The sequence below is a fragment of the Georgenia thermotolerans genome (assembly GCF_009193185.1).
GTDB classification, from domain to species: domain Bacteria; phylum Actinomycetota; class Actinomycetes; order Actinomycetales; family Actinomycetaceae; genus Georgenia; species Georgenia thermotolerans.
Map to the genome: position 1 here is coordinate 1 of NZ_VUKF01000051.1, position 24,848 is coordinate 24,848.

The 24,848-nt window shown below is 72.1% G+C and carries 27 protein-coding genes; 18 read left to right on the forward strand and 9 right to left on the reverse strand.

The annotated features are described in order from the left end of the window. Window positions 1-126 precede the first annotated feature (126 nt). Window positions 127-882, forward strand: coding sequence for a polyprenol monophosphomannose synthase (locus tag GD970_RS18405; protein ID WP_152204364.1), 756 nt, complete (start codon window positions 127-129; stop codon window positions 880-882). A gap of 93 nt (window positions 883-975) precedes the next feature. Here the strand turns inward: GD970_RS18405 and GD970_RS18410 are convergent, their stop codons facing one another. Further along, window positions 976-1,326, reverse strand: a complete 351-nt coding sequence (locus tag GD970_RS18410; RefSeq protein ID WP_152204365.1) for an RNA polymerase-binding protein RbpA — start codon at window positions 1,324-1,326, stop codon at window positions 976-978. 238 nt (window positions 1,327-1,564) lie between these two features. On the opposite strand from GD970_RS18410, the gene GD970_RS18415 reads away from it, so the two are divergent. The 9 genes from GD970_RS18415 (at window position 1,565) to GD970_RS18455 (ending at window position 8,667) form a co-directional block, all read left to right on the forward strand. Further along, a complete protein-coding gene (locus GD970_RS18415; protein WP_452179775.1) occupies window positions 1,565-2,173 on the forward strand; it encodes a biotin transporter BioY in 609 nt (202 codons plus the stop codon). Window positions 2,174-2,202: 29 nt separating this feature from the next. Continuing rightward, window positions 2,203-2,997 carry an alpha/beta hydrolase gene (locus GD970_RS18420; protein ID WP_152204367.1) on the forward strand — a complete coding sequence of 265 codons (795 nt, stop codon included), beginning with the start codon at window positions 2,203-2,205 and terminating at the stop codon, window positions 2,995-2,997. Window positions 2,998-3,020: 23 nt separating this feature from the next. Further along, entirely contained in the window at window positions 3,021-3,416 is a 396-nt protein-coding gene (locus GD970_RS18425) for a VOC family protein (RefSeq protein ID WP_152204368.1), read from the forward strand. Continuing rightward, complete coding sequence (locus GD970_RS18430; RefSeq protein WP_152204369.1) at window positions 3,406-4,179, forward strand: putative protein N(5)-glutamine methyltransferase; 774 nt, start codon at window positions 3,406-3,408, stop codon at window positions 4,177-4,179. The genes GD970_RS18425 and GD970_RS18430 overlap by 11 nt, the downstream gene beginning before the upstream one ends. A 78-nt stretch (window positions 4,180-4,257) precedes the next feature. Then, the gene (locus tag GD970_RS18435; protein WP_152204370.1) at window positions 4,258-4,695 is read left to right on the forward strand and encodes a CHRD domain-containing protein; all 438 of its coding nucleotides are present in this window, start codon (window positions 4,258-4,260) and stop codon (window positions 4,693-4,695) included. A 172-nt stretch (window positions 4,696-4,867) separates the two neighbouring features. Beyond that, entirely contained in the window at window positions 4,868-5,251 is a 384-nt protein-coding gene (locus GD970_RS18440) for a DUF1801 domain-containing protein (RefSeq protein WP_152204371.1), read from the forward strand. A 54-nt stretch (window positions 5,252-5,305) separates the two neighbouring features. Continuing rightward, window positions 5,306-5,755, forward strand: coding sequence for a helix-turn-helix transcriptional regulator (locus GD970_RS18445; protein WP_152204372.1), 450 nt, complete (start codon window positions 5,306-5,308; stop codon window positions 5,753-5,755). A 5-nt stretch (window positions 5,756-5,760) separates the two neighbouring features. Then, complete coding sequence (locus GD970_RS18450) at window positions 5,761-6,171, forward strand: VOC family protein (protein ID WP_152204373.1); 411 nt, start codon at window positions 5,761-5,763, stop codon at window positions 6,169-6,171. 108 nt (window positions 6,172-6,279) lie between these two features. Beyond that, window positions 6,280-8,667: an ATP-binding cassette domain-containing protein gene (locus GD970_RS18455; RefSeq protein WP_152204374.1), complete on the forward strand. Its 2,388-nt coding sequence runs from the start codon at window positions 6,280-6,282 to the stop codon at window positions 8,665-8,667. Window positions 8,668-8,700: 33 nt separating this feature from the next. Here GD970_RS18455 and GD970_RS18460 read toward each other — a convergent pair whose 3' ends face one another. Then, window positions 8,701-9,027, reverse strand: a complete 327-nt coding sequence (locus tag GD970_RS18460) for a hypothetical protein (protein ID WP_152204375.1) — start codon at window positions 9,025-9,027, stop codon at window positions 8,701-8,703. A gap of 104 nt (window positions 9,028-9,131) precedes the next feature. On the opposite strand from GD970_RS18460, the gene GD970_RS21810 reads away from it, so the two are divergent. After that, a complete protein-coding gene (locus GD970_RS21810; protein ID WP_155524119.1) occupies window positions 9,132-9,350 on the forward strand; it encodes a hypothetical protein in 219 nt (72 codons plus the stop codon). A 16-nt stretch (window positions 9,351-9,366) separates the two neighbouring features. Here GD970_RS21810 and helR read toward each other — a convergent pair whose 3' ends face one another. Beyond that, a complete protein-coding gene (gene helR, locus GD970_RS18470; RefSeq protein ID WP_152204376.1) occupies window positions 9,367-11,520 on the reverse strand; it encodes an RNA polymerase recycling motor ATPase HelR in 2,154 nt (717 codons plus the stop codon). Window positions 11,521-11,702: 182 nt separating this feature from the next. Beyond that, a complete protein-coding gene (locus GD970_RS18475; protein WP_152204377.1) occupies window positions 11,703-12,047 on the reverse strand; it encodes a hypothetical protein in 345 nt (114 codons plus the stop codon). 85 nt (window positions 12,048-12,132) lie between these two features. Here GD970_RS18475 and GD970_RS18480 point away from each other — a divergent pair, with 85 nt between their 5' ends. The 3 genes from GD970_RS18480 (at window position 12,133) to GD970_RS18495 (ending at window position 15,216) form a co-directional block, all read left to right on the forward strand. Then, window positions 12,133-12,723, forward strand: coding sequence for a sugar O-acetyltransferase (locus GD970_RS18480; RefSeq protein ID WP_152204378.1), 591 nt, complete (start codon window positions 12,133-12,135; stop codon window positions 12,721-12,723). Window positions 12,724-13,506: 783 nt separating this feature from the next. Beyond that, window positions 13,507-13,896 carry a cupin domain-containing protein gene (locus tag GD970_RS18485; protein WP_152204379.1) on the forward strand — a complete coding sequence of 130 codons (390 nt, stop codon included), beginning with the start codon at window positions 13,507-13,509 and terminating at the stop codon, window positions 13,894-13,896. A gap of 741 nt (window positions 13,897-14,637) precedes the next feature. After that, on the forward strand, window positions 14,638-15,216 hold the full coding sequence (locus GD970_RS18495) for a GrpB family protein (protein ID WP_226925455.1): 579 nt from the start codon (window positions 14,638-14,640) through the stop codon (window positions 15,214-15,216). Between the two features lie 387 nt (window positions 15,217-15,603). On the opposite strand, the gene GD970_RS18500 is transcribed toward GD970_RS18495, so the two are convergent. From GD970_RS18500 to GD970_RS18510, 3 genes are all read right to left on the reverse strand, one after another. Beyond that, window positions 15,604-16,554, reverse strand: a complete 951-nt coding sequence (locus GD970_RS18500; protein WP_152204380.1) for a hypothetical protein — start codon at window positions 16,552-16,554, stop codon at window positions 15,604-15,606. A 107-nt stretch (window positions 16,555-16,661) separates the two neighbouring features. After that, on the reverse strand, window positions 16,662-17,162 hold the full coding sequence (locus GD970_RS18505) for a hypothetical protein (RefSeq protein WP_152204381.1): 501 nt from the start codon (window positions 17,160-17,162) through the stop codon (window positions 16,662-16,664). 334 nt (window positions 17,163-17,496) lie between these two features. Beyond that, window positions 17,497-19,656 carry a SpoIIE family protein phosphatase gene (locus GD970_RS18510; protein WP_346266134.1) on the reverse strand — a complete coding sequence of 720 codons (2,160 nt, stop codon included), beginning with the start codon at window positions 19,654-19,656 and terminating at the stop codon, window positions 17,497-17,499. A gap of 199 nt (window positions 19,657-19,855) precedes the next feature. On the opposite strand from GD970_RS18510, the gene GD970_RS18515 reads away from it, so the two are divergent. From GD970_RS18515 to GD970_RS18530, 4 genes are all read left to right on the forward strand, one after another. Continuing rightward, on the forward strand, window positions 19,856-20,263 hold the full coding sequence (locus tag GD970_RS18515; RefSeq protein ID WP_152204383.1) for a YciI family protein: 408 nt from the start codon (window positions 19,856-19,858) through the stop codon (window positions 20,261-20,263). A gap of 5 nt (window positions 20,264-20,268) precedes the next feature. After that, entirely contained in the window at window positions 20,269-21,414 is a 1,146-nt protein-coding gene (locus GD970_RS18520) for an RNA polymerase sigma factor (protein ID WP_152204395.1), read from the forward strand. Window positions 21,415-21,559: 145 nt separating this feature from the next. Continuing rightward, a complete protein-coding gene (locus tag GD970_RS18525; RefSeq protein WP_152204384.1) occupies window positions 21,560-22,477 on the forward strand; it encodes an NAD-dependent epimerase/dehydratase family protein in 918 nt (305 codons plus the stop codon). Further along, on the forward strand, window positions 22,474-23,397 hold the full coding sequence (locus GD970_RS18530; RefSeq protein ID WP_152204385.1) for an RNA polymerase sigma-70 factor: 924 nt from the start codon (window positions 22,474-22,476) through the stop codon (window positions 23,395-23,397). Before GD970_RS18525 ends, GD970_RS18530 begins: the two co-directional genes overlap by 4 nt. A gap of 43 nt (window positions 23,398-23,440) precedes the next feature. Here the strand turns inward: GD970_RS18530 and GD970_RS18535 are convergent, their stop codons facing one another. After that, entirely contained in the window at window positions 23,441-23,830 is a 390-nt protein-coding gene (locus GD970_RS18535; RefSeq protein ID WP_152204386.1) for a DUF2695 domain-containing protein, read from the reverse strand. Window positions 23,831-23,909: 79 nt separating this feature from the next. Further along, on the reverse strand, window positions 23,910-24,809 hold the full coding sequence (locus GD970_RS18540; protein ID WP_152204387.1) for an ornithine carbamoyltransferase: 900 nt from the start codon (window positions 24,807-24,809) through the stop codon (window positions 23,910-23,912). Window positions 24,810-24,848: the final 39 nt, after the last annotated feature.

A 24,848-nucleotide genomic window follows, 5' to 3' on the forward strand; every position in this document is an offset into this window, starting at 1 on the left:
CCCGCGCGGGGGCGGGTCCGCCGGGACGGGCAGGCGCGACCCGGGCGGACGGCGCGAGCCGGGCGGACGGCGGGAGCCGGCCCGCCGCGGCTCGTCCGCGGGCCGGGTGCCGGCGCGAGGTGGCCGATGAAGACGCTCGTCATCATCCCCACCTACGAGGAGCGCGACGCCCTGCCCCGCACCCTCGCCCGCACCCGGGCCGCGGCGCCGGAGGCGGACGTCCTCGTCGTCGACGACAACAGCCCCGACGGCACCGGCGAGCTCGCCGACGCCGCCGCGGCGGCCGACCCGGGCGTCCACGTCCTGCACCGCGCCGGGAAGGAGGGGCTCGGTCGCGCCTACGTCGCCGGGTTCGCCTGGGCGCTCGAACGCGGCTACGACCTCGTGGTGGAGATGGACGCCGATGGCTCCCACCCGCCCGAGCAGCTGCCGCTGCTGCTGGAGCGGGCGCAGCTGTCGGACGCCCCGGACCTGGTGCTCGGCTCGCGCTGGGTGCCCGGCGGCGCGGTGGTCAACTGGCCCGGCCGGCGCGAGGCGCTCTCGCGCGGCGGGAACCTCTACGTGCGCCTCGCCCTCGGGGTGCCCGTCCACGACGCGACCGGGGGGTACCGGGTCTACCGGGCCGCGACGCTGCGCCGGCTGCCCCTGGCCGAGATCCAGTCGCAGGGCTACTGCTTCCAGGTGGACATGACCTGGCGGGTGCACCGCGCCGGCGGCCACATCGTCGAGATGCCGATCACCTTCGTCGAGCGCGCCGAGGGCCGGTCCAAGATGAGCCGGCAGATCGTGCTCGAGGCGCTGTGGCGCACCACCGCCTGGGGCCTGGCCCACCGGGGACGCCAGCTGCGCGCGCTGCTGACCGGCCGCCGCCCGCCGCGCTGACGCCGGGAGCGGCCGGCGGCCCGCCGGCCCCGAGACGCGGAACGGCCCGCCCGGTCCAGGACCGGGCGGGCCGTTCTCCCGCCGTGGGGCGCCTCAGGCGCTACGACGACGCAGCTCGCCGCTGCGCAGCAGCTGCAGCCGCTCCTCCAGGAGCGCCTCCAGCTCGGGGATGCTGCGACGCTCGAGCAGCATGTCCCAGTGCGTGCGCGGCGGCTTCACCGGCTTCTTCGGCTCGGGCTTGGTGGCGTCCAGGAGGAGCGCCTCCTTGCCGCACTTGCACTCCCACACCGGCGGCACCTCGGCGTCGACCGAGAACGGCAGCTCGAAGGTGTGCCCGTCCGGGCAGTTGTACTGCGCCTTGATCCGGGGGGCGAACTCGACGCCCTCGTCCGACTCCATGCTGTTGGCGCCGATCTTCATGCCACGCAGTGAGCGCTCTGCCATGTGCATCTCCCTCGCTCGGAAACTCCCGGCGGCCTGGTCCCCGGCAGCCGGATGCGGGGGCCAGTGCTCAGGCCCACCACCCGCGTTGTCTGAAGGGTTCAACGCAGCGCGTCCCCGGTCTGTTCCAGCCCGGATGTGAAGGTGTTGTGATGCTCGTCAACCTGCGGGACGGACCCGGCGGCCGGCCCGGCCGCCGGGTGCGGCATGCTATGACCCTGTTGTTCCCGTCACGTCAGGAGTGTCCATGACCGCCACCACCGTGTCCGCCCGTCCCGTCCTCGCCGACATCCTCCCCGGCGGCACGACCGCCGCCCGCCGCGCGGTGGGGGTCCGCGACGTCGCGCTCGTGCTCGGCGGCGCCGCCTTCGTTGCCGTCGTCGGCCAGGCTGTGGTGCCGCTGCCGTTCACCCCGGTGCCCCTGACGCTGGGCACCTTCGGTGTCCTCCTCGTCGGCGCCGCGCTGGGGCCCGTGCGCGGCGCGCTGAGCATCGCGGTCATGCTCCTCGCCGGCCTGGCCGGCGCGCCGGTCTTCGCCGACGGCACCAGCGGCTGGGCCTTCGCCTCCTTCGGCTACGCGGTCGGCTACCTGCCCGCGGCGGCCTGCCTGGGCTGGCTCGCCCGGCGCGGCGGGGACCGCTCCCCGTGGCGCACGGCCCTGGCCGCCGTCGCCGCCACGGCGCTGGTCTACCTGGTCGGGGTGCCGTGGCTCATGGCCTACCTCGGCGTCGGCCTGGCGCAGGGGCTCGCGCTCGGCGTCGTGCCCTTCCTCGTCGGTGACGCGATCAAGGCCGTCGGCGCCGCGCTGCTGCTGCCCGGCACCTGGCGGCTCCTCGGCGAGCGGCGCTGACCGCCGACCGGCGGGGGAGAGGAGCCGGCATGGCGCTGGTCCGCTGTGACTTCTTCTCGGAGGTGCTCGGCCTGAGCACCTCCATGACGGTGCTGCTGCCCCAGGCCACCACCGGGCAGATCGGCCTGACCGGCACCGCCCCCGCCGGCGCCCCGCCCGTGCTGTACCTGCTGCACGGGCTCAGCGACGACGCCACCACCTGGGTGCGGCGCACCTCCGTCGAGCGCTACGTCGCCGAGCTGGGCCTGGCCGTCGTCATGCCGCAGGTCGAGCGCAGCTTCTACGTCGACGAGCACCACGGCAACCGGTACGGCACGTTCCTGACCGAGGAGCTCCCTGAGATCGTCGCGAGCTTCTTCCGCGTCTCCACCCGCCGGGAGGACACCTTCGTCGCGGGCCTGTCGATGGGCGGCTACGGGGCGATGCGCTGGGCCCTCACCCGCCCGACCCGCTTCGCGGCGGCCGCCAGCCTCTCGGGCGTGCTCGACATCGACGCCGCCGCCCGCACCGACGCCGACCGGGCCGAGACGTACCGGCGCGTCTTCGGCGACGGGCCGCTCGCGGGCACCGAGCACGACCTCCTCGCGCTCCTCGCCCGGGCCCGCGGCCGCGCCGTGCACCTGCCCCGCCTGTACGCGTGCTGCGGCACGGACGACCCGCTCCTCCCCGGCAACGAGACCTTCCGCCGGGCCGCCGCAGACGCCGGCGTGCCGCTGACCTACGACGCCGGGCCCGGCGGGCACGACTGGGCCTACTGGGACGCCAGGATCCAGGACGTCCTGGCCTGGCTGCCGCTGCGCCCGGCCCCGCCGTCCACCACCTGAGACCAGCCAGAGAGGGGGTCCGCGTGCCGCACGTGGCCCTGGTCAACGTCCTCGTCCACGACTACGACGAGGCCATCGCGTTCTACACCGGCGCCTTCGGGCTGCGGCTGCTCGAGGACAGCCCGCAGGGCGGCGGCAAGCGCTGGGTCGTGGTCGGCTCGCCCGACGACGGCGCCGGGCTGCGCCTGGCCCAGGCCACCCGGGAGGCGCAGCGCGCCCGGGTCGGCAACCAGGCCGGCGACGGCGTGGGCTTCTTCCTCCACGTCGAGGACTTCGACGCCACCCTGGAGCGGGCGCTGGCCCACGGCGCCGTCGCGACCGAGGAGCCCCGCCAGGAGCCGCACGGGCGGGTGATCATCCTCGAGGACCTGTACGGCAACCGGTGGGACGTCATCGAACCGGCGGCGGATGAGCGCTGATCGCCCAGCGCCCGAGGTCGTCGCCCGCCTGCGCGCCGCCGGGTGCGTCTTCGCCGAGGACGAGGCCCGGCTGCTCCTCGCGGCGGCCGACGACGCCGCGGCCCTGGAGGCCCTCGTCGCCCGGCGGGTGGGCGGGGAGCCCCTGGAGCGGGTGCTCGGCTGGGTGGAGTTCTGCGGGCTGCGCGTCGCGGTCGAGCCGGGCGTGTTCGTGCCGCGCCGGCGCACGGAGCTGCTTGTGGCCGAGGCGCGCCGGGGGTGCCGTCCCGGCGCCGTCGTCGTCGACCTGTGCTGCGGCTCCGGGGCGGTGGGCGCCGCGCTGGCCGCCGCGGTCGAGGTCGAGCTGCACGCCGTGGACCTCGACCCCGCCGCCGTCCGCTGCGCCCGCCGCAACCTCGCCGGCCGCGGCCAGGTCTACGCCGGCGACCTGTTCGAGCCGCTGCCCGGGCGGCTGCGCGGGCGCGTCGACGTGGTGATCGCGAACGCGCCGTACGTGCCCACCGAAGCCATCGCGCTCATGCCGCCCGAGGCGCGCCTGTACGAGCCGCGGGCGGCGCTGGACGGCGGGCCGGACGGCCTGACCGTCCTGCGCCGCGTGGTCGCGGCGGCGCCCCGGTGGCTGTCCGCGAGTGGGCGGGTGCTGGTGGAGGCCGGCGAGCGGCAGGCGCCGGTGATGGTGGCCGCCATGGAGGCCGCGGGCCTGCGCGCGCGGGTCGTGCGCGACGAGGACCTCGGGGGTCTGGCCGTCGCCGGGCGGCGCGGGTGATCCACAGCCCGGGCGGTGCGGTATCGGCGACAGGCGTAGCGTGACCTCACACGCCGACCGTCACGTGAGGGGCTGCTCATGAGACGCGCACTCGTCGCCCTGGCCGTGGCCGCGGCACTGACGGCGGGTCCGGCCGCCACGGCGGAGGCGGCGACGCAGCCGGGCAGGAGCCTGGTCGCCACGCTGCACGGTCGCGACGTGGTGGGCCGCCCGGGGGACCCCGACGGGATCGGCCGCGCCCGGATCACCGTCAACACCGCCGAGCAGCAGGTCTGCTACCGCCTCGACGTCTCCCGCATCGACGACGCCACGCAGGCGCACGTCCACCGTGGCCGCGCCGGCGAGAACGGGGCGGTGGTCGTGGCCCTGAAGTCCCCTCAGCGCGGGCGCGTGAACGGCTGCGCCGGGGTGAGCCGGGAGATCGCGCGTGACCTGCTGCGTCAGCCCAACCTCTTCTACGTCGACGTGCACACGCGGCAGTACCCCGACGGCGCGGTCCGCGGCCAGCTGCACTGACGCACCGGCCGGCGTCGGACGACCGGGGGCCGCGGCGGGCGCCCTGCCCGCCGGCCCCTCGCAGCCTCCGATCGGCCGGTCGAGGCATTTCTGCCGTCGTGTCCCGTATTGGCGCCCCGGTTCGACCGGTACTGGGACCATCGGTGCCGGGGACAGTCTGGAAGGAGCAGACATGACGGCTCGATCCAACGAGGTCGCGGCGTACCTGGCCGCCCTGCAGCATCCGTTCAAGCCCGGGGTCGAGCGCCTGCGTGCCGCCATCCTGGCGGCGAACGACGAGATCACCGAGCGGGTGAAGTGGAACGCGCCGAGCTTCTGCTACGCGGACGTCGACCGTGCCACCTTCCGGCTCCAGCCCGGCGACCGGCTCCAGCTCGTCCTGCACCGCGGCGCCACGAAGCGGGGCGACGGCGCGGACTTCCACTTCGAGGACCCGTTCGGCCTGCTCGAATGGGTCGCCACGGACCGGGCCGTCATCACCTTCCGCGACCTCGACGACGTCGCGGCCAACGAGGCCGCCGTCGTCGACACCGTCATCCGCTGGATGCGCGCCTGACCCACGCTCCGGCGCCCCTGGGCAAACCGCGCCCCGCGTGGCACGATCGCGCACGTGACCGGCAGACCCGCGGAGGCCCAGCGCCTGCGCGACCTCGCGCTGCTGCGCCGCGTGCGCGACCGCATCGACCGGGAGTACGCCCAGCCGCTCGACGTCGAGGCGCTGGCCCGCGGGGTCCACATGTCGGCCGGGCACCTCAGCCGCCAGTTCCGCGTGGCCTACGGCGAGTCGCCGTACTCCTACCTCATGACGCGTCGCATCGAGCGGGCCATGGCGTTGCTGCGCCGCGGTGACCTCAGCGTCACCGAGGTGTGCTTCGCCGTCGGCTGCTCGTCGCTGGGCACCTTCAGTACCCGCTTCGCCGAGCTGGTCGGCGTCCCGCCCAGCGTCTACCGGCGCCAGGCGGCGGACGGGTCGGCGGGGATGCCGCCGTGCGTGGCCAAACAGGTGACCAGACCGATCAGGAATCAAGAAGCCCGCGGGCCGGTGCCCCTTCTAGCGTGAGGGTCATGGACCTCACCATTCACGCCAGCTTCCTCCCGCACGACGACCCCGACGCCTCCCTGGCCTTCTACCGCGACGTCCTCGGATTCGAGGTCCGCAACGACGTCGGCAAGGGCAAGATGCGCTGGATCACGGTCGGGCCGCCCGGCCAGCCCGGCACCTCCATCGTCCTGGACCCGCCGGCCGCCAACCCCGGCATCACCGACGACGAGCGCCGCACCATCACCGAGATGATGGCCAAGGGCACCTTCGCGATGCTGCTGCTCGCCACGCCGGACCTCGACGCCACCTTCGAGCGGCTGCAGGCCGGGGACGTCGACGTCGTCCAGGAGCCGACCGAGCAGCCGTACGGGGTGCGTGACTGCGCCGTGCGCGACCCCGCCGGGAACCTCATCCGCATCCAGGAGGTGCGCTGACGCCCGCCGACCGATGCGCACCAGCAACGCTCGGCGGCTGGTTAGATCGAGCCGGTCGAGGCCGGCGAAGACCGCGAGGACGACTCGCGGGAAGAAGGAGACATCACCATGACAGCCACACGCACCGACACCCCGGCGCCCGCGCGGCACGCCGCCGACGTCCACGACCTCATCCGGGTCCAGGGCGCGCGGGAGAACAACCTCAAGGACGTCAGCGTCGAGATCCCCAAGCGCCGGCTCACCGTCTTCACCGGCGTGTCGGGGTCGGGCAAGAGCTCCCTGGTGTTCGAGACGATCGCCGCTGAGTCGCAGCGGCTGATCAACGAGACCTACAGCGCCTTCGTGCAGGGCTTCATGCCCACCCTCGCCCGGCCCGAGGTCGACATGCTCGACGGGCTCACGACGGCGATCATCGTCGACCAGGAGCGGATGGGTGCCAACCCGCGTTCCACGGTGGGCACGGCGACCGACGCCAACGCCCTGCTGCGCATCCTCTTCAGCCGGCTGGGCCAGCCGCACATCGGCTCGCCCAACGCCTACTCGTTCAACATCCCCACGGTGCGGGCCAGCGGCGCGATCACCGTCGAGCGCGGCGCCAAGACCAGGGCCGAGAAGGCCACCTTCACCCGCCTCGGCGGCATGTGCCCGCGCTGCGAAGGCAAGGGCTCGGTCAACGACTTCGACCTCACCGCGCTGTACGACGCCTCGAAGTCCCTCAACGAGGGCGCACTGACCATCCCGGGCTACAGCATGGACGGCTGGTACGGCCGGATCTACCGCGGTTGCGGCTTCTTCGACCCGGACAAGCCCATCGCGAAGTACACCAAGCGGGAGATGCACGACCTGCTCTACAAGGAGCCGACGAAGATCAAGGTCGAGGGCATCAACCTCACCTACGAGGGGCTGATCCCCAAGATCCAGAAGTCGATGCTCTCCAAGGACGTCGACGCCCTGCAGCCGCACATCCGCGCCTTCGTCGAGCGGGCCATCACCTTCACCGTCTGCCCGCAGTGCGCGGGCACCCGCCTCAGCGACGAGGCCCGCTCCTCCAAGATCCGCGGGATCAGCATCGCCGACGCCTGCGCCATGCAGATCAGTGACCTGGCCGAGTGGGTGCGGGGCCTGGACGAGCCGTCCGTCGCCCCCCTCCTCGCCGGCCTGCGGCACCTGCTCGACTCCTTCACCCAGATCGGGCTGGGCTACCTCTCCCTCGACCGGCCGGCGGGCACCCTCTCCGGCGGCGAGGCGCAGCGAACGAAGATGATCCGCCACCTCGGCTCCTCGCTGACCGACGTCACCTACGTCTTCGACGAGCCGACCATCGGCCTGCACCCGCACGACATCGAGCGGATGAACACCCTGCTGCTGCAGCTGCGGGACAAGGGCAACACCGTGCTCGTCGTCGAGCACAAGCCGGAGACCATCGCGATCGCCGACCACGTCGTCGACCTCGGGCCCGGCGCCGGCACGGCCGGCGGCACCGTCTGCTACGAGGGCAGCCTCGAGGGGCTGCGGCGAAGCGGCACCATCACCGGACGCCACCTCGACGACCGGGCCAGGCTCAAGAAGGCGGTGCGCACGCCGTCCGGCACCCTCGAGGTCCGCGGCGCGGCGACGCACAACCTCAAGGACGTCGACGTCGACATCCCGCTCGGGGTGCTGTGTGTCGTCACCGGCGTCGCCGGCTCCGGCAAGAGCTCGCTCATCCACGGCTCGGTGGCCGGGCGCGACGGCGTCGTCGTCATCGACCAGGGCGCGATCGGCGGGTCCCGCCGGAGCAACCCCGCGACCTACACCGGCCTGCTCGACCCGATCCGCAAGGCGTTCGCCAAGGCCAACGGCGTCAAGCCGGCCCTGTTCAGCTCCAACTCCGAAGGCGCCTGCCCCACCTGCAACGGCGCCGGGGTGATCTACACCGACCTCGGCGTCATGGCGACGGTGGAGTCCACCTGCGAGGACTGCGAGGGCAAGCGGTTCCAGGCGGCGGTGCTGGAGTACCAGCTGGGCGGCCGCGACATCAGCGAGGTGCTGGCGATGCCGGTGACCGAGGCGGAGGAGTTCTTCGGCGACGGCGAGGCGCGCCTGCCGGCGGCGTCCAAGATCCTTCGGCGGCTCGCCGACGTCGGCCTGGGGTACCTCAGCCTGGGCCAGCCGCTGACGACGCTGTCCGGCGGTGAGCGGCAGCGGCTGAAGCTGGCCACCCACATGGGCGAGAAGGGCGGGGTCTACGTCCTCGACGAGCCGACCATCGGCCTCCACCTCGCCGACGTCGAGCAGCTGCTGGGGCTGCTCGACCGGCTCGTCGACGCCGGCAAGTCGGTCATCGTCATCGAGCACCACCAGGCCGTCATGGCCCACGCGGACTGGCTCATCGACCTCGGCCCGGGCGCCGGCCACGACGGCGGCCGGATCGTCTTCGAGGGCACGCCGGCGGACCTGGTCGCCTCCCGCGCGACGCTGACCGGCAAGCACCTGGCCGCCTACGTCGGCGCCTGACCGCCCCGCCCGATGGCCGAGGGCGCCTGCTGGTCAGGCGCCCTCGGGCCGCGCCGCGGGAGAGCGGTAGAGGTCGTCGAGGCTCTCCCGGAACCGTTCGGGAGACTCCCGCGCCATGCGCTCGTGCACGTAGGCGAGGATGCCGCCGGCCTCGCCGGAGTCCACGGGGCGGCGGTGGACGGTCCGGCCCGTCGCCCGTTCGGTGACCACCAGGTGCGCGACGGTCGGCAGCGGGAGCAGCCCCGGCGGCCACGCGGCCGCGGCGGCCCACACGCTGCGGGCCAGGCGCCGGACCGGCCCGTCGCCGTCGAGCGGGACGAGCCGGGCTTCGTAGAGGTCGTACGCGGAGACGTCGCTCATGCGTGGAACGTATCCGCAGGTATCGGACGACGGGGTCGGAACGGGCGTCCCCGGTCACGGCGTCTGCCACACTGGGCGTCATCTCCCGGTGCAAGGAGGCGCACATGACCACGGAGGCATGGGTCGCCGTCATCGTTCTCGCCGCCCTGGCCGTGCTCTGGCTCGTCGTCGCCCTGCGGGGCTGGCGCACCGCCCGGCGGGCCGGCCTCTCCGGATACTGGACGGCGCGCACGGAGCCGGTGAGCCTTCATGGCGCCCAGGCCGCCGGGAGCGCGGTGGCCACCGGGTGCGTCGACGGCGGGAGCGCGGCCGGGGACTGCTGATCCGGGGCCGCCGACCTCAGGCACCCGCGAGGACGACGAGCTCCTGCGTCGCCCGGGTCATCGCCACGTAGCGGTCGACGGCGGCCTCGTGACCCGCGTCCCAGGTCTCCGGGGCGAGGAGGACGACGAGGTCGAACTCGAGGCCCTTCGCCTGGGCGGGCGCCAGCGACCGCACGCGCGGCCGCTCCGGCACGGCGAGGTTCCCGATCACGCACGCGACGCCGTCGGCGTGCACCGCCAGCCAGCGCCCGAGGATCGTGTCCAGCTCGGGCACCGTCGCGCGGGTGACCGGCACGCCGGTGTGGCGCACCGACGTGGGCACGTTGGCGTCCGGCAGCACCGCCCGGATGACCGGCTCGGCCTCGACCATGACCTCCTCCGGGGTCCGGTAGTTGATGCCGAGCGCGGCGACGGTGACCTCGGTGAGCCCGAGCCGCCCGAGCCGGTTCTCCCACGACTCCGTGAACCCGTGCCGGGCCTGCGCGCGGTCCCCGACGATGGTGAGGCTGCGGGAAGGGCAGCGGCGCAGCAGCATCTGCCACTCGGCGTCCGTGAGCTCCTGGGCCTCGTCGACGACGATGTGGGCGAACGGTCCGGCGAGCGCGTCCGGCGTGGCGGCGCCGCGGGCCCCGTCCACCAGCGCGGCCTGGAGATCCTCGCCCCGCAGCATCGACATCACCTGCATCTCCGTGTCGTCGGTCGCGATGAGGTGGTCCACCACGCGCGCCAGCTCCTCGCGTTCGGCGGCCAGCGCGGCCTCCAGGCGGTGCCGCCGCCAGGCGGCCCGCGTGTCACCGACGCGCAGGCGCGCGGCGTCCAGCAGCGGCAGGTCCGACACCGTCCAGGGGCCCGGCTCGGCGCGGCGGAGCCGCGCGGCCTCGTCGCGGGTGAGCCAGGGGGCGCACCTGCGCAGGTAGGCGGGCACGTCCCACAGGTCGGCGACCACGTCGGCCGGGTCGAGCACGGGCCACGCGCTGTTGAAAGCCCGCACCAGCTCGTGGTTCTGCCGCAGGGACCGGCGGAGCAGCTCCGGCGCGACGTCGTCCTCCCGGGCGCCGTCACACAGGATGTCAAGCAGGGCGAACCAGACCTGGTCGCGGGCCTCGTTGTGCGGGATCGCCGGATCGGCCGCCCCGAAGGCCTCGGCCCAGTCGGCGGGGCTGAGCCAGATGTCGGACCAGGGGGTCTCGACGAGCAGGCCCTCGGTCGGTGGCTCCTCGTACAGGCGCACGGCCGGCTCGATCGCCTCCGTCATCTGGGCGGTGGCCTTCAGGTGGGCCACCTCCGGGTCGGCCTCGGGCGAGGCGGCGGCCCCTTCCGGGACGAGGTCACGCAGGGTGCACGTCCGCACGCCGTCTTCGCCGAGGCTGGGAAGCACATCGGCGATGTAGGCGAGGTACGGCTCGTGCGGGCCGACGACCAGCACACCACCGTGGCGCCGCAGGTGCGGCTCGGCATGGAGCAGGTAGGCGGCTCGGTGCAGGGCGACCACCGTCTTGCCCGTGCCCGGCCCCCCGTCGACCACGGTCGCCCCGCCGCTTCCGGCGCGGACGACGGCGTCCTGGTCGGCCTGGATGGTGGCGAGCACGTCCCGCATCCGGGGCGACCTGCTCTCGGCGAGGCTGGCGATGAAGGCCGACTGATCGTCGAGGGCGGCGTGCCCGGCGCCCGCGTCGGGCGTGAACACCTCGTCCCAGTAATCGCTGACTCGACCGCGGGTCCAGCGATATCGGCGGCGGCTTGCCAGGCCCATCGGGTCGGCGTGAGTGGCGCCGAAGAACGGCGCCGCCGCGGGGGAGCGCCAGTCGACGAGGAGGCGGTGACCGTCCCCGTCGGTGAGGCCCAGGCGTCCGACGTACACCGGTTGGGCACCGCCGACGTCGTCGGCGCGGACCATGCGGCCGAGGCACAGGTCCAGCCCGAAGCGGCGCAGCGTGCGCAGCCGGGCGCTGAGGCGGTGGATCTCCTGGTCGCGGTCCAGCGCCTGCTGGCCGATGCCGCCGGGCTTTCGCCGCTCGGCGTCGAGGCGGTCGGCCAGGTCCTGGACCGACCGCTCCAGCGTGCGGGCGACGGCGGCGAAGTGGTGCTCGTCGCGTGCGATGAGCCCTGGATCGGCCTTCGCGGCGAGGTGGTCTGGCAGGTCGAACGCACTGGGCGTCATGGGAGACACGTCATCTACTCCGGGTCAGAGAGGGGCCGACGTCGGCCTGAGCCCGAGATTCTGCGGCAGCACCGGGGCCTTGCCGCAAGACCCCCAGTGCGCTATAGGTTGAAAGTGGCGGGGAGTGGCGACAGATAATTCCGGCCTCAACCACAGAGCGCGCCCTGGTGCGAACGGCTCTCGGGGTCGCGCTAGTTGCGCAATCCGAGCACCCGAAGGGCCACGATCTCGCACTGCACGGAATCGGACTCGGCACACACATCGCCGACCCACACCTCGATGCCTTCGCCGGCCTCGATCTCCGACGGCTCGATCTGCCTATTTCCGGGCAGGCGGAGGATGAGCGGATCGCTTCTCAGCAGGCCCATGCCCTCGAAGTACCCGTCACTCGCCTCGGTCAGGACGGCGCCGCGCTCGTCGCTCCGCAGATGGACGACACCGGTCACATCCGGTTCCCGGTCGGGAACACTCCTGGGGATGGCACAGCTCGCCATCAAGACCAGAAGCGCGCCCGCGACGCCGGCCGGGACTTTCATAGCCGTCATGATCCACTAGTGGACAGGAAATCGCGGCAATCCCGACGACACGGACGGCACGCGGAAAGCAGGGAGACGAGGCCTCATGAATCTCGACCAGCAGCGGGCTCGGATGTGCGCAGGGGAGTGGTACAACGACCTCACCGACGAACTCGTTGCCGCCCGTGAGAACACCGTGCGGCGCACCGACGAGTACAACGCCAGCTTCGGTCGCGCCTCCGCTGAACGAGAAATGCTGCTCGCAGACCTCCTCGAGAAGATTGGCCGGAACGTCCACTTCGAACCGACGTTTCGCTGTGAGTTCGGATTCCACATCTCCATCGGGGAGAACTTCTACGCCAACTTCGACTGCGTCATGCTCGACGGCGGCGGCATCACGATCGGGGACAACGTGCTCCTCGGTCCCCGGGTGAGCATCTACACGACCAACCACGCTCTCCGACCGGCGGACCGTGCGGCCGGCTGGTGCATCGCAAGGCCGGTCACTCTCGAGGACGACGTCTGGATCGGTGGGGACGTCAGCATCAATCCTGGTGTCACTATCGGCACCGGCAGCGTCGTCGGCTCCGGCAGCGTCGTCACTCGGTCCATTCCCGCGGGAGTCATTGCGGCCGGGGTCCCCGCACGCGTCGTCCGACCTATCACCGGGGCCGACGGCGTGCCACCGGGCTCGTAACAACCGTGCGCCCCGGCGCGGGGCTCTACCGTGACCGCATGGCCGCCTGCCTGCGTTCTGGCGTCGTAGCTCTGGCGCTGCTCCTGTCGGCGTGCAGTGTGCTGGCCGGCGGTCCCTCTGAGGGCGACCGAAAACCGCCCGCGATCGAGATTTCCCACGCCCGAAACCGGGTTGCGGTGGAGCCGTGGTCCGCCTGCATCACACATGCTGCGGGCGGCTCCTGCTGGGACGGCGCCCCGTCAACGAATCCCGTGGACGTCGGCGTCGTCACTGGGCAGATCCAGGTCACGTCCGAGCGCGCCGGTTGGCACTGGGAGGCAGCGACGCGCCCGGCAGCTGCGAGCCCGAAACCTGAGGTGGGAACGGGACAAGAGCTGACGGTCGAGGAATCGGATGAAGGTCGAAGTGTCACTTTCACCATGCCACCCGGCGGTCCATATTATGTGGACCTGTTCGGTCGAGGCCCAGACGGCGATGCCTCGTACACATTCCTTGCAAGTGGCGAATGACGGTGGATTGTTCCCGCAGTAATCTTCGCTGTGGACAGTTATCGGTACGCGGACACGTGAAGGCTTCGACGCGCGCACCAGATAACCGTCATGCAATAGCCTTCAGCAATGTCACTCGAAAAGGATAACGCTGGTTTGACGAAAGGGGATAGGAGTTGCCTCGGCCGGGGACGGGCTGGTGACGTGCCCGGGGGAGAGGCGGGCCAGCGTCGGGCCGGTTCTTCCACCGGTTCCGCCTGCGGCCTAACCTGAACCAGGGAGAAGGGGAAGCACGATGAGCGACCCTCACGAGGTCACCTGCGTTCATGGCGGGGACCGTCGCGTCGTCGATCCGACACCAGGAAAGGTTCGCGAGCAGGCCATCGCCGTCGAGGGGCTCTGGTCGGGGTTGGTGCGGACCGAGCCGGGTGTGCTGTCCGGCTGGCATCACCATGGCGACCATGAGACGTCCGTGTATGTCATCGACGGCAGGGTTCGCATCGAGTTCGGTCCTGGTGGCGCTCGAGCTATCGACGCCGGACCGGGTGACTTCCTCCACATCCCCAAACACATCGTGCACCGTGAAGTCAACGCGGGTTCGACGCCCTCGCAAGAGGTGATCACCCGCTGTGGCACCGGTCCGCTGACGATCAACGTCGACGGGCCGGAACCTCTGTCGGGATGACGGCACACGGCCGCGAGTTTTGCTGCCCGTTCGAGGGCCGTCTCCTTCGAGGGCGAGTCGATGGCGGCCATACCTCCCGTGAGGTCCGTGACTGTCCGATCACCCGCCACCATGACCGGCTCGACGTCGTGGTTCGTCCTGCCGGAGAAGAGGTACCCCCCAGCGTCCTTGGCTTCGTGCATGACGGCATCTGGGCCTTGGCTGCGTCGGGCCCCTCGCCCGCGGGGATGCTCATCGCACTGCTGGGGAACGACATCAGATACCGCGTCAGCGCGTGACTCCCTTGTTCCGGCCCCACCGGCCCTCCTGGCAATTTGTCCCCGAACGCCGTTCCCGATCCGGCACCCTGTCGAAAGGTGGCACAGGAACGCCGCCCAGCACCCGTTCCGTGAGCTGCGGCTTCTGTGTCGTCGTGCGAGAGGGGGGCGGCTCGCCCCAATGGCGTCGTCTACGGGGGCGCCCGACCAGTAGCCTGCGAGAGGGTGCGCGGAGGCGCGCGGCCGGACGAGGGAGACATCATGGACGACACCGCGTCGGCGGCTTGGGGCCGAGCGAGTGACTTCGCTATGCCGAACGGAGGTGCCCGGTGGTGAGCGGGCCGCGGCGCGACAGCGACCTACGAATCGTCGTGATGTCGGTGCTGGCCCTCGCTGCCACCGTGTTCGTGCTCTACGTCACTCGCTGACCCGTTGCTCCTTCAGGGCGAGGTGACCCGGGAGTCGGCTGAGTAGTCTCATGCCGATGGGCGAGCCTCGCGAGATGCCGATGCGGCGTCGGGACGACGTGACTGTGGTCGAACTCGTTGGCGGCGTGGAGAAGCGCGAGCTGTTCCTCGCTGAATACGACCCAACATGGGCGAGCCAGTACGCCGCGCATGAGGCTCGTGTGCGAGATGCGGCTGGCAGTGCTGCGGTCGCAGTGGAGCACATCGGATCGACGTCGGTCCCTGGCCTCGCCGCCAAGCCGATCATCGACATCTTGGTCACGGTGGCTGACATCACCGCGGAGGAGGATTACCTCGAACCGTTGGTCGCCTCGGGATATGTGCTGCGCGTACGCGAGCCGGGTCACCGACTGGTTCGTACCAAGCAACGCGATGTGCACATCCACATCCTCGAGGTCGACGACCCGGCAGCCGACGACTATCTACTTCTGCGGGACCACCTGCGGATCGACCAGGTGGACCGCCAGCTCTACGAGGCCACCAAGCGGGATCTGACGAGGCAGGACTGGCCGGACATGAACGCGTACGCCGACGCGAAGACAGCGGTCATCGAGGAGATCAAGGGACGCGCCCGTTCCCGGCTCGCCGCGAGCTAGTCCGCTCGGTACCTGAGGGCGCTAATGACATTGGTGGAGCGCAAGGTGGCCGCCCGCAAAATCCGCCAGGCGGCGTGTTTGAAGTATGACAAGTAGAAACCCGGCACGTTTGTCGGGCGGCATTTCCGCGGCGATCACAATCGCTATTCTGTGGCGGGAGATCTGCGCCGCGGACTACGGTGACGTCTCGAGAAGCCTTTGTTGCCATCAGCGACTCCGTGGGTGGTGCCGGTGAGCCCTCGAGGAGGTGCAGTCAGTTCTCCCCGTCGGCGCCCACGCGCAGGAGCTCATCGAACTGATTCAGGCAGGATGAGTCGAACCGCTCGATCACCAGTCGGCCGCACGCATAGCCGTGCGAGCAACGCTTTGAATCGAGCTGGCGTTGAACTACCAGGGGTTCAGGAAGCCGGAGCCGTCCGGCGCTTCTTCGAGCGGGGGCAGGGGAGTGGCCGCGTTGAAGACCGGCTGTAGCCACGGGGTGCGTTCGAACTCCCATGCCCACAAGGTCGTCGTGGCGTCGGCTGTGCTCACGAGTACGAAGCTGCTGGTAAACATGCCCGCCAACGTCAGGTGCACGCCGTTCCAGTCCGCGGCGACGGCGCTCCAGGTCGGGGCGGGTCCGTGATCGATTCCCGCGAGATCCAGCAGCTGCTCGCTCGGGCCCCGGTATGAGCCCGGGTCCCCGTAACGCATCACGAGGCCGTGCCAGTCTTCAGGACGGTTGATCTCGTAGACGCGCGCGTCGTCGGACACGCAGAGGCGCGTCTGCCTCAGCGGGTAGTCGGGGAACCAGTCTCCAGCCCCGTAGCCGAGGTCGGCATGGGCACCGGAGATGGTGGTTTCGCCGGGAGCCACGGTGAGTTCGGTGGAGGTCTCGACACGGTGTTCCGGCTTCTGCGCGTACATCTCCCAACCAGTTGCCGGCCCAGCCGGGGTGGCGACACGCATCGGATCGACTCGGTCGTCATCGGTGAGGTGGAGCTGGCGGGAGCGGTTCCCAGGGGCGGGCCACCAGGCGTTCCGGGAGTCGTTGATGACGGCGTCGACGAGCGGGCGCAGCGGCTTCACGAGCTCCAGCGCGCGAGCTCGGCGGGCAGCGGGTCGGTCATCGCCACCGGACCACGGATTGAGCTCGTCGAACGCGGTGGACGCCAGCACCGATGCGGTGGCCGGATCAGCCGGCTCATCTGCATCGAGCCCGGCACGGTCGGCAAGGACGAACACGAGCGCGGCAACCGGGTCGCGCATGAAGTCGGCGACATCGGGTACGAAGACATGCTGGCACCGCGTCAGTCCACCGGAACGGGCACTTCTTGGCTGCGATCCGATAATGTGCATTATGTCAGAACGTGTCTGCGTGTCCCCTCGGACGCATCACCACCGACGCGACGCGACTCCCCTCTCCCGGTGGCCAGTGCTCCGGCGGTTCCGCGGCGAGGGAGCGCTCAAGGCACCTCGACACGCACACCACCCTCGCCGGTGGTGAGCTCGAGCGTCCCTGTAGCAGGCAGGTCGACAAGGTCGCATCCGCTCGTGTGCTGGCCCTGGCCTGTGTCGCGGACCAGGCACGCGAAATACTCCCTGGCCTCGATCTCTAGGGTGAACCTGCCGCCATCGAGCTCTCCGACTGAGCCTCCCGCGGTGCGCACGTCCTCTGTGGCGACGGGCGTCGTCACGTGCTGTAGGTGGGGCTCACTGAGCTGGTCCTCCGGTAGGTCCGTCAGGACCTGACCGATCCGGTCCGTGGGAATTGCGATGACCCACCCCTCGTCGATCGGCTGCGAGCCGAGTCCCTCGACATCTTGTACGACGATCGCGGTGCCGGCGAACCCCTCGGACGTGCCTGGCCCCAGGCTGTTCCCGCACCCGGCGGCAAGCATTCCAACCGCGGCTGCCACGGCGGCGTGCCGGAGCACCACCACCGTTCTGGCCGGACGGCCGCTCACCGGCAACTCCAGGTCATGGCCGGAGCCTAGAGGCAGCCGTGTTCGTCTTGGACCATTCCCTGCCAATCCCGGGCCGGGCCGGTCGAATACGCCTACTGGCGATACGCAGTGGTGCCAGTAGGCGTAGGCACTTCTCATCCCATGCGTCATCGCCGGGACGGCCCGCCCCTCCCCCCGCCGCCAACCGTCGGCCGGGCACCACCTGAACCGCATGCGCGCCAATGCTGTCGCCGGCGCTCTGCGCCGGACGTCGATCCAGACGATCTGCTGCACTGATCAGCGACGGCGCGAGAACCGGCGCAAGCATCAAACGGGCGGACGAGTCCTCGGGCCCCTACTCCCCCGCTGCGCCCCGGGATCTCGGCCGCTGCCGGGCTCGGACTATCGGCGAGGGTGCGATCTCCCCCGCGGGATGCGGCGCCGTCGCCCCTGACTGGTGGCGTACGTCGGGGCGCGGCCGTATGGCGACCACCGCGACGTCGTCCTCGGGCGCAGTGGGCACCAACCGGCCGAGCAGGGCGTCGCACAGTTCCTCCGCTCCCAGGCCACCGAATTCGCCCAGGAGCTCCTCCAGCCGACGGACCCCCGCAAGGAGCCCGCCGTCGCGCCGCTCGACCAGCCCGTCGGTGTAGAGGACGAGCGTGGCGCCGGGTTCGAGGACGAGCACGGACTCGGAGCGTTGGACGCTGGGCCGGACGCCGAGAAGCAGGTCGGAGCCGGTGAGCACCCGGACGCCGCCGTCGGGCTCGAGCAGCATCGGTGGCGGGTGGCCGGCGTTCGACCAGCGCACCCTCACTGGCGGCGTGTGGGCGTCCATCCGGGCGACGACGCTGGTCGCGAGCGTGTCATGGCCGAGCGCACGCATCGCTCGGTCGACCTCCGTCAGCAACGCTGCCGGCCCCGACCCGGTGGTCACCGCGATGCCGCGCAGCAGGGCCCGGACCTGGCCCATCGATGCCGCCGCCTGCACGTCGTGGCCGGTGACGTCGCCGATGACGATGGTGACGTCACCGCCCGGCGCGAAGACGTCGTACCAGTCGCCGCCGACCCGGGCGGCCTCGGCCGCGGGGAGGTAACGCACCGCGACGTCGAGATGGTCCAGCGGCGGCGGGTCGGTGAGGAGTGAGAGCTGCAGCTCCTCCGCCACCCGCCGCTGCCGTTGGTAGAGGTAGGCGTTGTCGAGGGCCACGCTCGCGCGGTCCGCGATGTCTCGGGCGGTCGCCAGGTCCTCGCCGGCGAGCGGAGGCCGCCCGGGGTTGTTGAACAGGCCGATGGCGCCGAGCGTGCGGCCGCGCGACCGCAGGGGCAGCACCGTTCCGGACGCCGGCGCGAGCTCGGTGATGAGCTCGCGGGCGGGTCCGGGGGCCAGAGCGCGGCGAATCTCTCCCGCGGCGTCCTCGGGCAGGCTCACCACCTCGCCGGTGGTGAGCGCCCGGTCGAGGAAGGAATTGGCGCGCGACGCGACCTTCCGATGGCGGGCGTATCCCTCGACCAGCGGGCGGAGGGCAGGGTCGGGGTGCCACCAGCCGACGTCGGCCATCCCGCGCAGGCTGCCGGTGTCGTCCATGCCGGCGACGGAGACCACGCTCCAGTCCCCCAGCGCCGGCACCACGGTGCGCGCGACGCGGCTCGCCGTCTCCGGGACGTCGAGAGTGCCGACGAGCTCGGTGACCAGGCGGGCGGTCAGCTCGTTCCGACGGGCGGCCCGCTCGGCGTGCTCCTGCAGCACGTGGCGCGTGGTGACGTCGAGGAGGTAGACCGACAGCCCGTGCGGTCCGAGCGCGGCACGGACGTCGTACCAGGCCTCCAGCGGCGCGTAGAAGGCCTCGAAGGCGACGGGACGCCCAGTCGCCATCGCGCGCCGATAGGGGGCCTCGAACGCCGAGCCGACCAGCGCGGGGAAGAGCTCCCAGACGTCGCCACCGAGCATCTCCTCGCGGCTGCGGCGCAACAGGCGCTCGGCGGCCGTGTTGACGTAGGTGAACTGCCACGTCGGGCTGAGGGCGATGAACGCCGATGGGACCGTCTCCAGGAACGCCGCGTCCGGCAGGTATTCCTCGCGCGACGAGGTGGTGTCGAAGACGACGCCGACGAGCCGGCTGGGGATGCCGTCGGACGTGCGCAGCAGCCTGCCGTGCGTGGCGACCCACTTCGTCCGATCGCCGTCCCGGAGCCTGAAGCGCACGTCATACACCGCGCTCCGGTCGAGCCCGCGGGTGACGAGCGCTGCCAGGAACGGCAGATCGTCGGGGTGTATGCGCTGCTCGAGGCCTGTGACGGAGTCGGCCCCGAGGACCGCTCGAGCGCGGGTGTCGGCGCGAAGGCGACGTCGGCTCAGGTCGTACTCGTACGTGCCGATTCCCGCGTCACCGAGCCCGGCCGACACCTCCCCCGCCGGCGCATCCCCGGCGGCGTGGCCACCGGCGTGCTCGTCGGCATGGTGTGACACTGCTCGCCGCCCTTCTGCGCCGTGGAGGACCGTCGAGGCGGCCACCCACGAACGCTCGAACCGAGGTGGTCCCGGGCGTTCAGAACAACACAGGCTCGCCTGCCGGTCAAAGATCAGAACCGGGTCAGCCGCCTGACCGACCAAGAGAAATCGCGGGCGAACGGATGTCGAGAATCGTCCACCGGCTCCGTCTCTGGGGTGAACGCGGCCACAATGGGCCGTACCGCACGAAGGAGTGAACCCGATGGCCAAGTACCTGCTGCTCAAGCACTACCGCGGCGCCCCGGCAGCGGTCAACGACGTGCCCATGGACCAGTGGACCCCCGAGGAGATCGCGGCCCACATCAAGTACATGAGCGACTTCGCTGCCCGGCTCGAGGTGACGGGTGAGTTCGTCGGCGAGCAGGCCCTCTCCCCCGAGGGCGTGTTCGTCCGCTACGACGGCGAAGGCCGACCGCCGGTCACCGACGGCCCGTTCCCGGAGACCAAGGACCTCATCGCGGGCTGGATGATCATCGACGTCGACAGCTACGAACGCGCCGTCGAGCTCGCCGGCGAGCTGTCCGCCGCGCCGGGCGCCGGCGGCAAGCCCATCCACGAGTGGCTCGAGCTGCGTCCGTTCCTCACCGCGCCACCGACCGTCACGGAGTGACCTCGGTGGACGAGGCCCTGCTGCGGACCCTCACGCCGGAGGTGATCGGCATCCTCGTCCGCCGCGGAGCAGACTTCGCGGCGGCCGAGGACGCCGTGCAGGACGGCCTCGTCGAGGCTCTGCGCGTCTGGTCGGACACCCCACCCCGGGACCCCAAGGGCTGGCTGGTGGCGGTCGCCTGGCGCAAGTTCCTCGACGCCGCCCGCGCCGACGCTGCCCGGCGTCGGCGCGAGGCGCGTGTCGGGGACGAGCCCCTGCCCGGTCCCGGCACGGCAGCGGACGACACCTTGTGGCTGTACTTCCTGTGCGCCCACCCGTCGCTGACGCCGGCCTCCGCCGTCGCCCTGACGCTCCGCGCCGTCGGAGGCCTCACCACCCGGCAGATCGCCCAGGCGTATCTCGTGCCGGAGGCGACCATGGCCCAGCGCATCAGCCGCGCCAAGCGGACCGTCGCCGCGGTCCGGCTCGATCGCCCGGGTGACGTCGCCACCGTCCTCCGCGTGCTCTACCTCGTCTTCAACGAGGGCTACACGGGCGACGTCGACCTCGCGGCCGAGGCCATCCGGCTCGCCCGGCAGCTGGCGGCGCAGGTCGAGGACGAGGAGGTGGCCGGCCTGCTGGCCCTCATGCTGCTGCACCACGCGCGCCGCCCGGCTCGCACCCGCCCGGACGGCAGCCTGGTCCCGCTCGCCGAGCAGGACCGCGGCCGGTGGGACACCGGCATGATCGCCGAGGGCGTCGAGGTGCTCCAGCGGGCCTTGGCCCGCGATCGCCTGGGCGAGTTCCAGGCCCAGGCCGCCATCGCCGCGCTCCACGCCGACGCCCAGCGCGCGGAGGAGACCGACTGGGTGCAGATCGTCGAGTGGTACGACGAGCTGATGCGGCTGACGGGCAGTCCCGTGGCGCGGCTCAACCGGGCGGTCGCCGTCGGGGAGGCGGACGGCGCGCGGGCCGGCCTGGCGGCCCTGGCGGAGCTGGACCCGGGCCTGCCCCGGCACGCGGCCGCCGCGGCCTACCTGCACGAGCGCGCCGGCGACACGGCGACGGCGGCGCGGCTCTACGCCGAGGCGGCCCGGCTCGCGCCGAACCTCCCCGAGCGCGACCACCTCACCCGCCAGGCCGCCCGGCTCAACACGCTGCTCCGCACCTGAGCGGCACCCGCGCCCCCTGCCCGCCGTGCCGTCGGATCGGGCCAGAGGACGGCGTGACCTCATCTCGGTTCCCCCGATGTCACACCCGGCCCGGCTGTCTCGTCTCGATGACGAACGGGAAGACCGAGATCAGGAGAGTGACGAGATGCGGGTGTTCGTGGCGGGCGGGTCCGGGGTCCTCGGGCGGCGGCTGGTTCCCCAGCTGGTGGCGCGGGGCCATGAGGTCACGGCGACGACGACGAGCGAGGCGAAGCTGGGGCTGCTGCGGCGGCTGGGCGCGGAGGGGGTGGTGATGGACGGGCTCGACGCGGCGTCGGTCGGCGAGGTCGTGGCCGCGGCCCGGCCGGACGTGATCGTCAACCAGATGACGGCGCTGTCCGCGGCCCACGCGGGCAAGCCGAACCTGCGGAGGGCCGACCGCTTCTTCGCCATCACCAACCGCCTCCGGACCGAGGGCAACGACAACCTCCTCGCAGCGGCGGAGGCGGCCGGCGTCGCCCGCTTCATCGCGCAGGGCCACGCCAGCATGAACGGCGGGCGCAGCGGCGGGTGGGTCAAGACCGAGGAGGACCCGCTCGAGGTGGTGGAGGGCACGACGGCGATCAACCACCTCGAGGACGTGGTGGTGGCTGCCGGCGGCACGGTGCTGCGCTACGGCGGGTTTTACGGGCCCGGCGCCAACGACGACCAGGTCGACCTGGTGCGCAAGGGGCTGTTGCCGCTGGTCGGGGACGGCACGGGGTACTTTTCGTGGGTGCACCTCGACGACGCGGCTTGCGCGACCGTCCTGGCGGTGGAGCAGGAGGTGAAGGGCGTGTTCAACATCGTCGACGACGACCCGGCCCCGGTGAGCGAGTGGCTGCCCTACCTCGCCACGTGCGCCGGGGCGCGGCCGCCGCGGCGGGTGCCCGCCTGGCTGGCCCGGCTGCTGGCCGGGCGGATGGCGGTCGAGATGATGACCGAGGGGCACGCCTTCTCCAACGCCAAGGCCAAGCGGGAGCTCGGGTGGGAGCTGCGGTACCCCTCGTGGCGGCAGGGCTTCATGGCGGAGCTCGCTGCATGAGCCGCGCCGAGGAGTTCGAGGAGCTGCGGCCGCTGCTGTTCGCGATCGCCTACCGGATCCTGGGCAGCGTCAGCGAGGCCGAGGATGCGGTGCAGGAGACGTGGCTGCGCTACTACGCCGTCGTGACCCCGCCCACCTCCACGAAGGCCTATCTCTCGGCCGTCGTCACCCGGATCGCCATCGACGTGCTGCGCTCGGCCCGTCACCGGCGCGAGCACTACGTCGGCCGGTGGTTCCCGGAGCCGCTGCTGACCGACCCCTACGAGGACCCGGCCCGGTCCGCCGAGCTTGCCGACTCGGTGTCGATGGCGGCGTTGGTGCTGCTCGAGCGGCTCAGCCCGCTCGAGCGGGCGGTGTTCGTGCTGCGCGAGGTGTTCGGGTTCGGCTTCCCCGAGGTCGCGGCGGCGGTGGGCCGGTCGGAGGCGGCGTGCCGCAAGCTCGCCGAGCGGGCCCGGCGGCACATGGACGCCGGCCGGCCCCGGTTCGAGGCGGACCGGCAGGCGCGGGAGGAGCTGGCCGCCCGGTTCTTCGAGGCGTTGCGGGTGGGCGACGTCGACGGGCTGCGCGAGCTGCTCGCCGCCGACGTCGAGATGGTCGGCGACGGCGGGGGCAAGGCCCCCATGTGGGGCAGCGGCATCTTCGGCGCCGACAAGGTGGTCCGGGTGCTCGCCGGGACGTTCCCCGGCTTCCTCCGGATCGGCGGGTGGCTGGAGCCGCACCAGGTCAACGGGCAGCCGGGCGCCATCGTGCGCGACGGCGACGGCAAGGTGGTCGCCACCCTCTCGCTCGACGTCCTCGACGGGCGCATCCAGACGATCCGCGGGGTCGTGAACCCTGACAAGCTCGGACATCTCGGCCCGGTGGCCGACGCCTGGGCCGTCAACCGCGAGGCGAACCGGGCGCGCCGCCGCCCGGAGTGAGGCTCGCCGCCCACTGTGTGGGGCGCGCCGGCCGGCCCTGTGATCAGGGCCGGCCGGCGCGCGGCGCCCAGAGCGTGCACGGCTGGGTGGAGCCGCGCCGCACGCGCCGGCAGCCGGTGACCTCCGGCGGCCAGCACTCCTGCCCGGACTCCCGGTCCACCACCGTCGAGACCGCGACGTCCCAGCCGCGGGCGAAGATGTCGCAGTCGCAGCAGATGCCCTGGCTCAGGAGCCGGCGGCGCAGCCCGTACGCCTGCGGCGCCTGGAGCTGCTGGTAGCGGCGCGACCACCGCAGCGTGTGGTCGCAGCCGAACTCCGCGAGCATCCGGTTGGTGAAGCACATGAGGCACTCCCCCAGCCGCGGCGCCGTGAGCGCCTCGGCCAGCCCCGCCAGCTCCAGCTCCAGCACCTGCACGCCGTCGTCGACCGACATGGCCGCCCTCCCCGCGCCGTCGTCGAGCCCCTTGCTCGAACGCCTGTGCCAAGAGTGGCGCGGGGCACTGACATCGGGCTCAGGCCAGCGCCCGCTCCACGATCGCGGCATGGGTGGGGGCGAGGTTCCGCTTGGCGGCGAGGGTGATGCAGCGCGGGTCGTCGAACGCCTCGGCGGTCACCTCGTCCCCGCGGTGCACCGGCATGGCGTGCATGAGCAGCACGTCCTTGCCCGCGGCGTCGAGCACCTCGGTGGTGATGCGGTACGGCTCGAAGGTGGTGCGTCGCCGGCCCGGCTTGCGGGCCGACCGCGGCCAGGCGTCGGTGTAGACGACGTCGGCCCCGGCCAGCCCCTCGGCCAGGTCGTGCGTGACCGTCACGGTGCCGCGCGGGCGCCGCTCGGCGAGCCCGTCGAGGAAGTCCTCCTCCAGGGAGTGTCCCGGCGGGCACACCTGGCGCACCTGCAGCTCGAAGCCGACCGTGAGCTCGCACCACGAGCGCAGCACGTTCGTGTCCTCGCCGACGAAGGTGAGCACGACGTCGTCGATCGGGCCGCGCCGCTCGAGGACGCTGAACGCCTCGGAGAAGACCTCGACCGGGTGTCCCTTGTCCGTCATCGCGTTGATGACGGGCACGTGGCACGCCTCGGCCAGGGCGAGGACGTCGGCGTGGTCGGGCGTCCGCACGACGACGGCGTCCACCGCGTCCGAGAGGATCGCCGCGGTGTCGGCGATGGGCTCGCGCTCGCCCAGCACCAGCGGCAGGTCGACGCGGTGGGCGCCGACGGCGTCGATGGCGGTGTCGTAGGCGAGGCGGGTGCGCAGGGCGGGACCGTCGAAGATGGTCGCCACCCGGCGGTCGGCGAAGCGCTCGCGGCGGCGGGAGCGCTGCTCCTTCCAGCCGGCAGACGCGAGCCACAGCCGCTCGATCTCGGTGCGCGGGAGGTCGAGGAGCGAGAGCAGGGTCCGGGCGTGCGGCACCGGAGCAACCTATCGCAGCCCGGCACCGGGCTCAGGCCG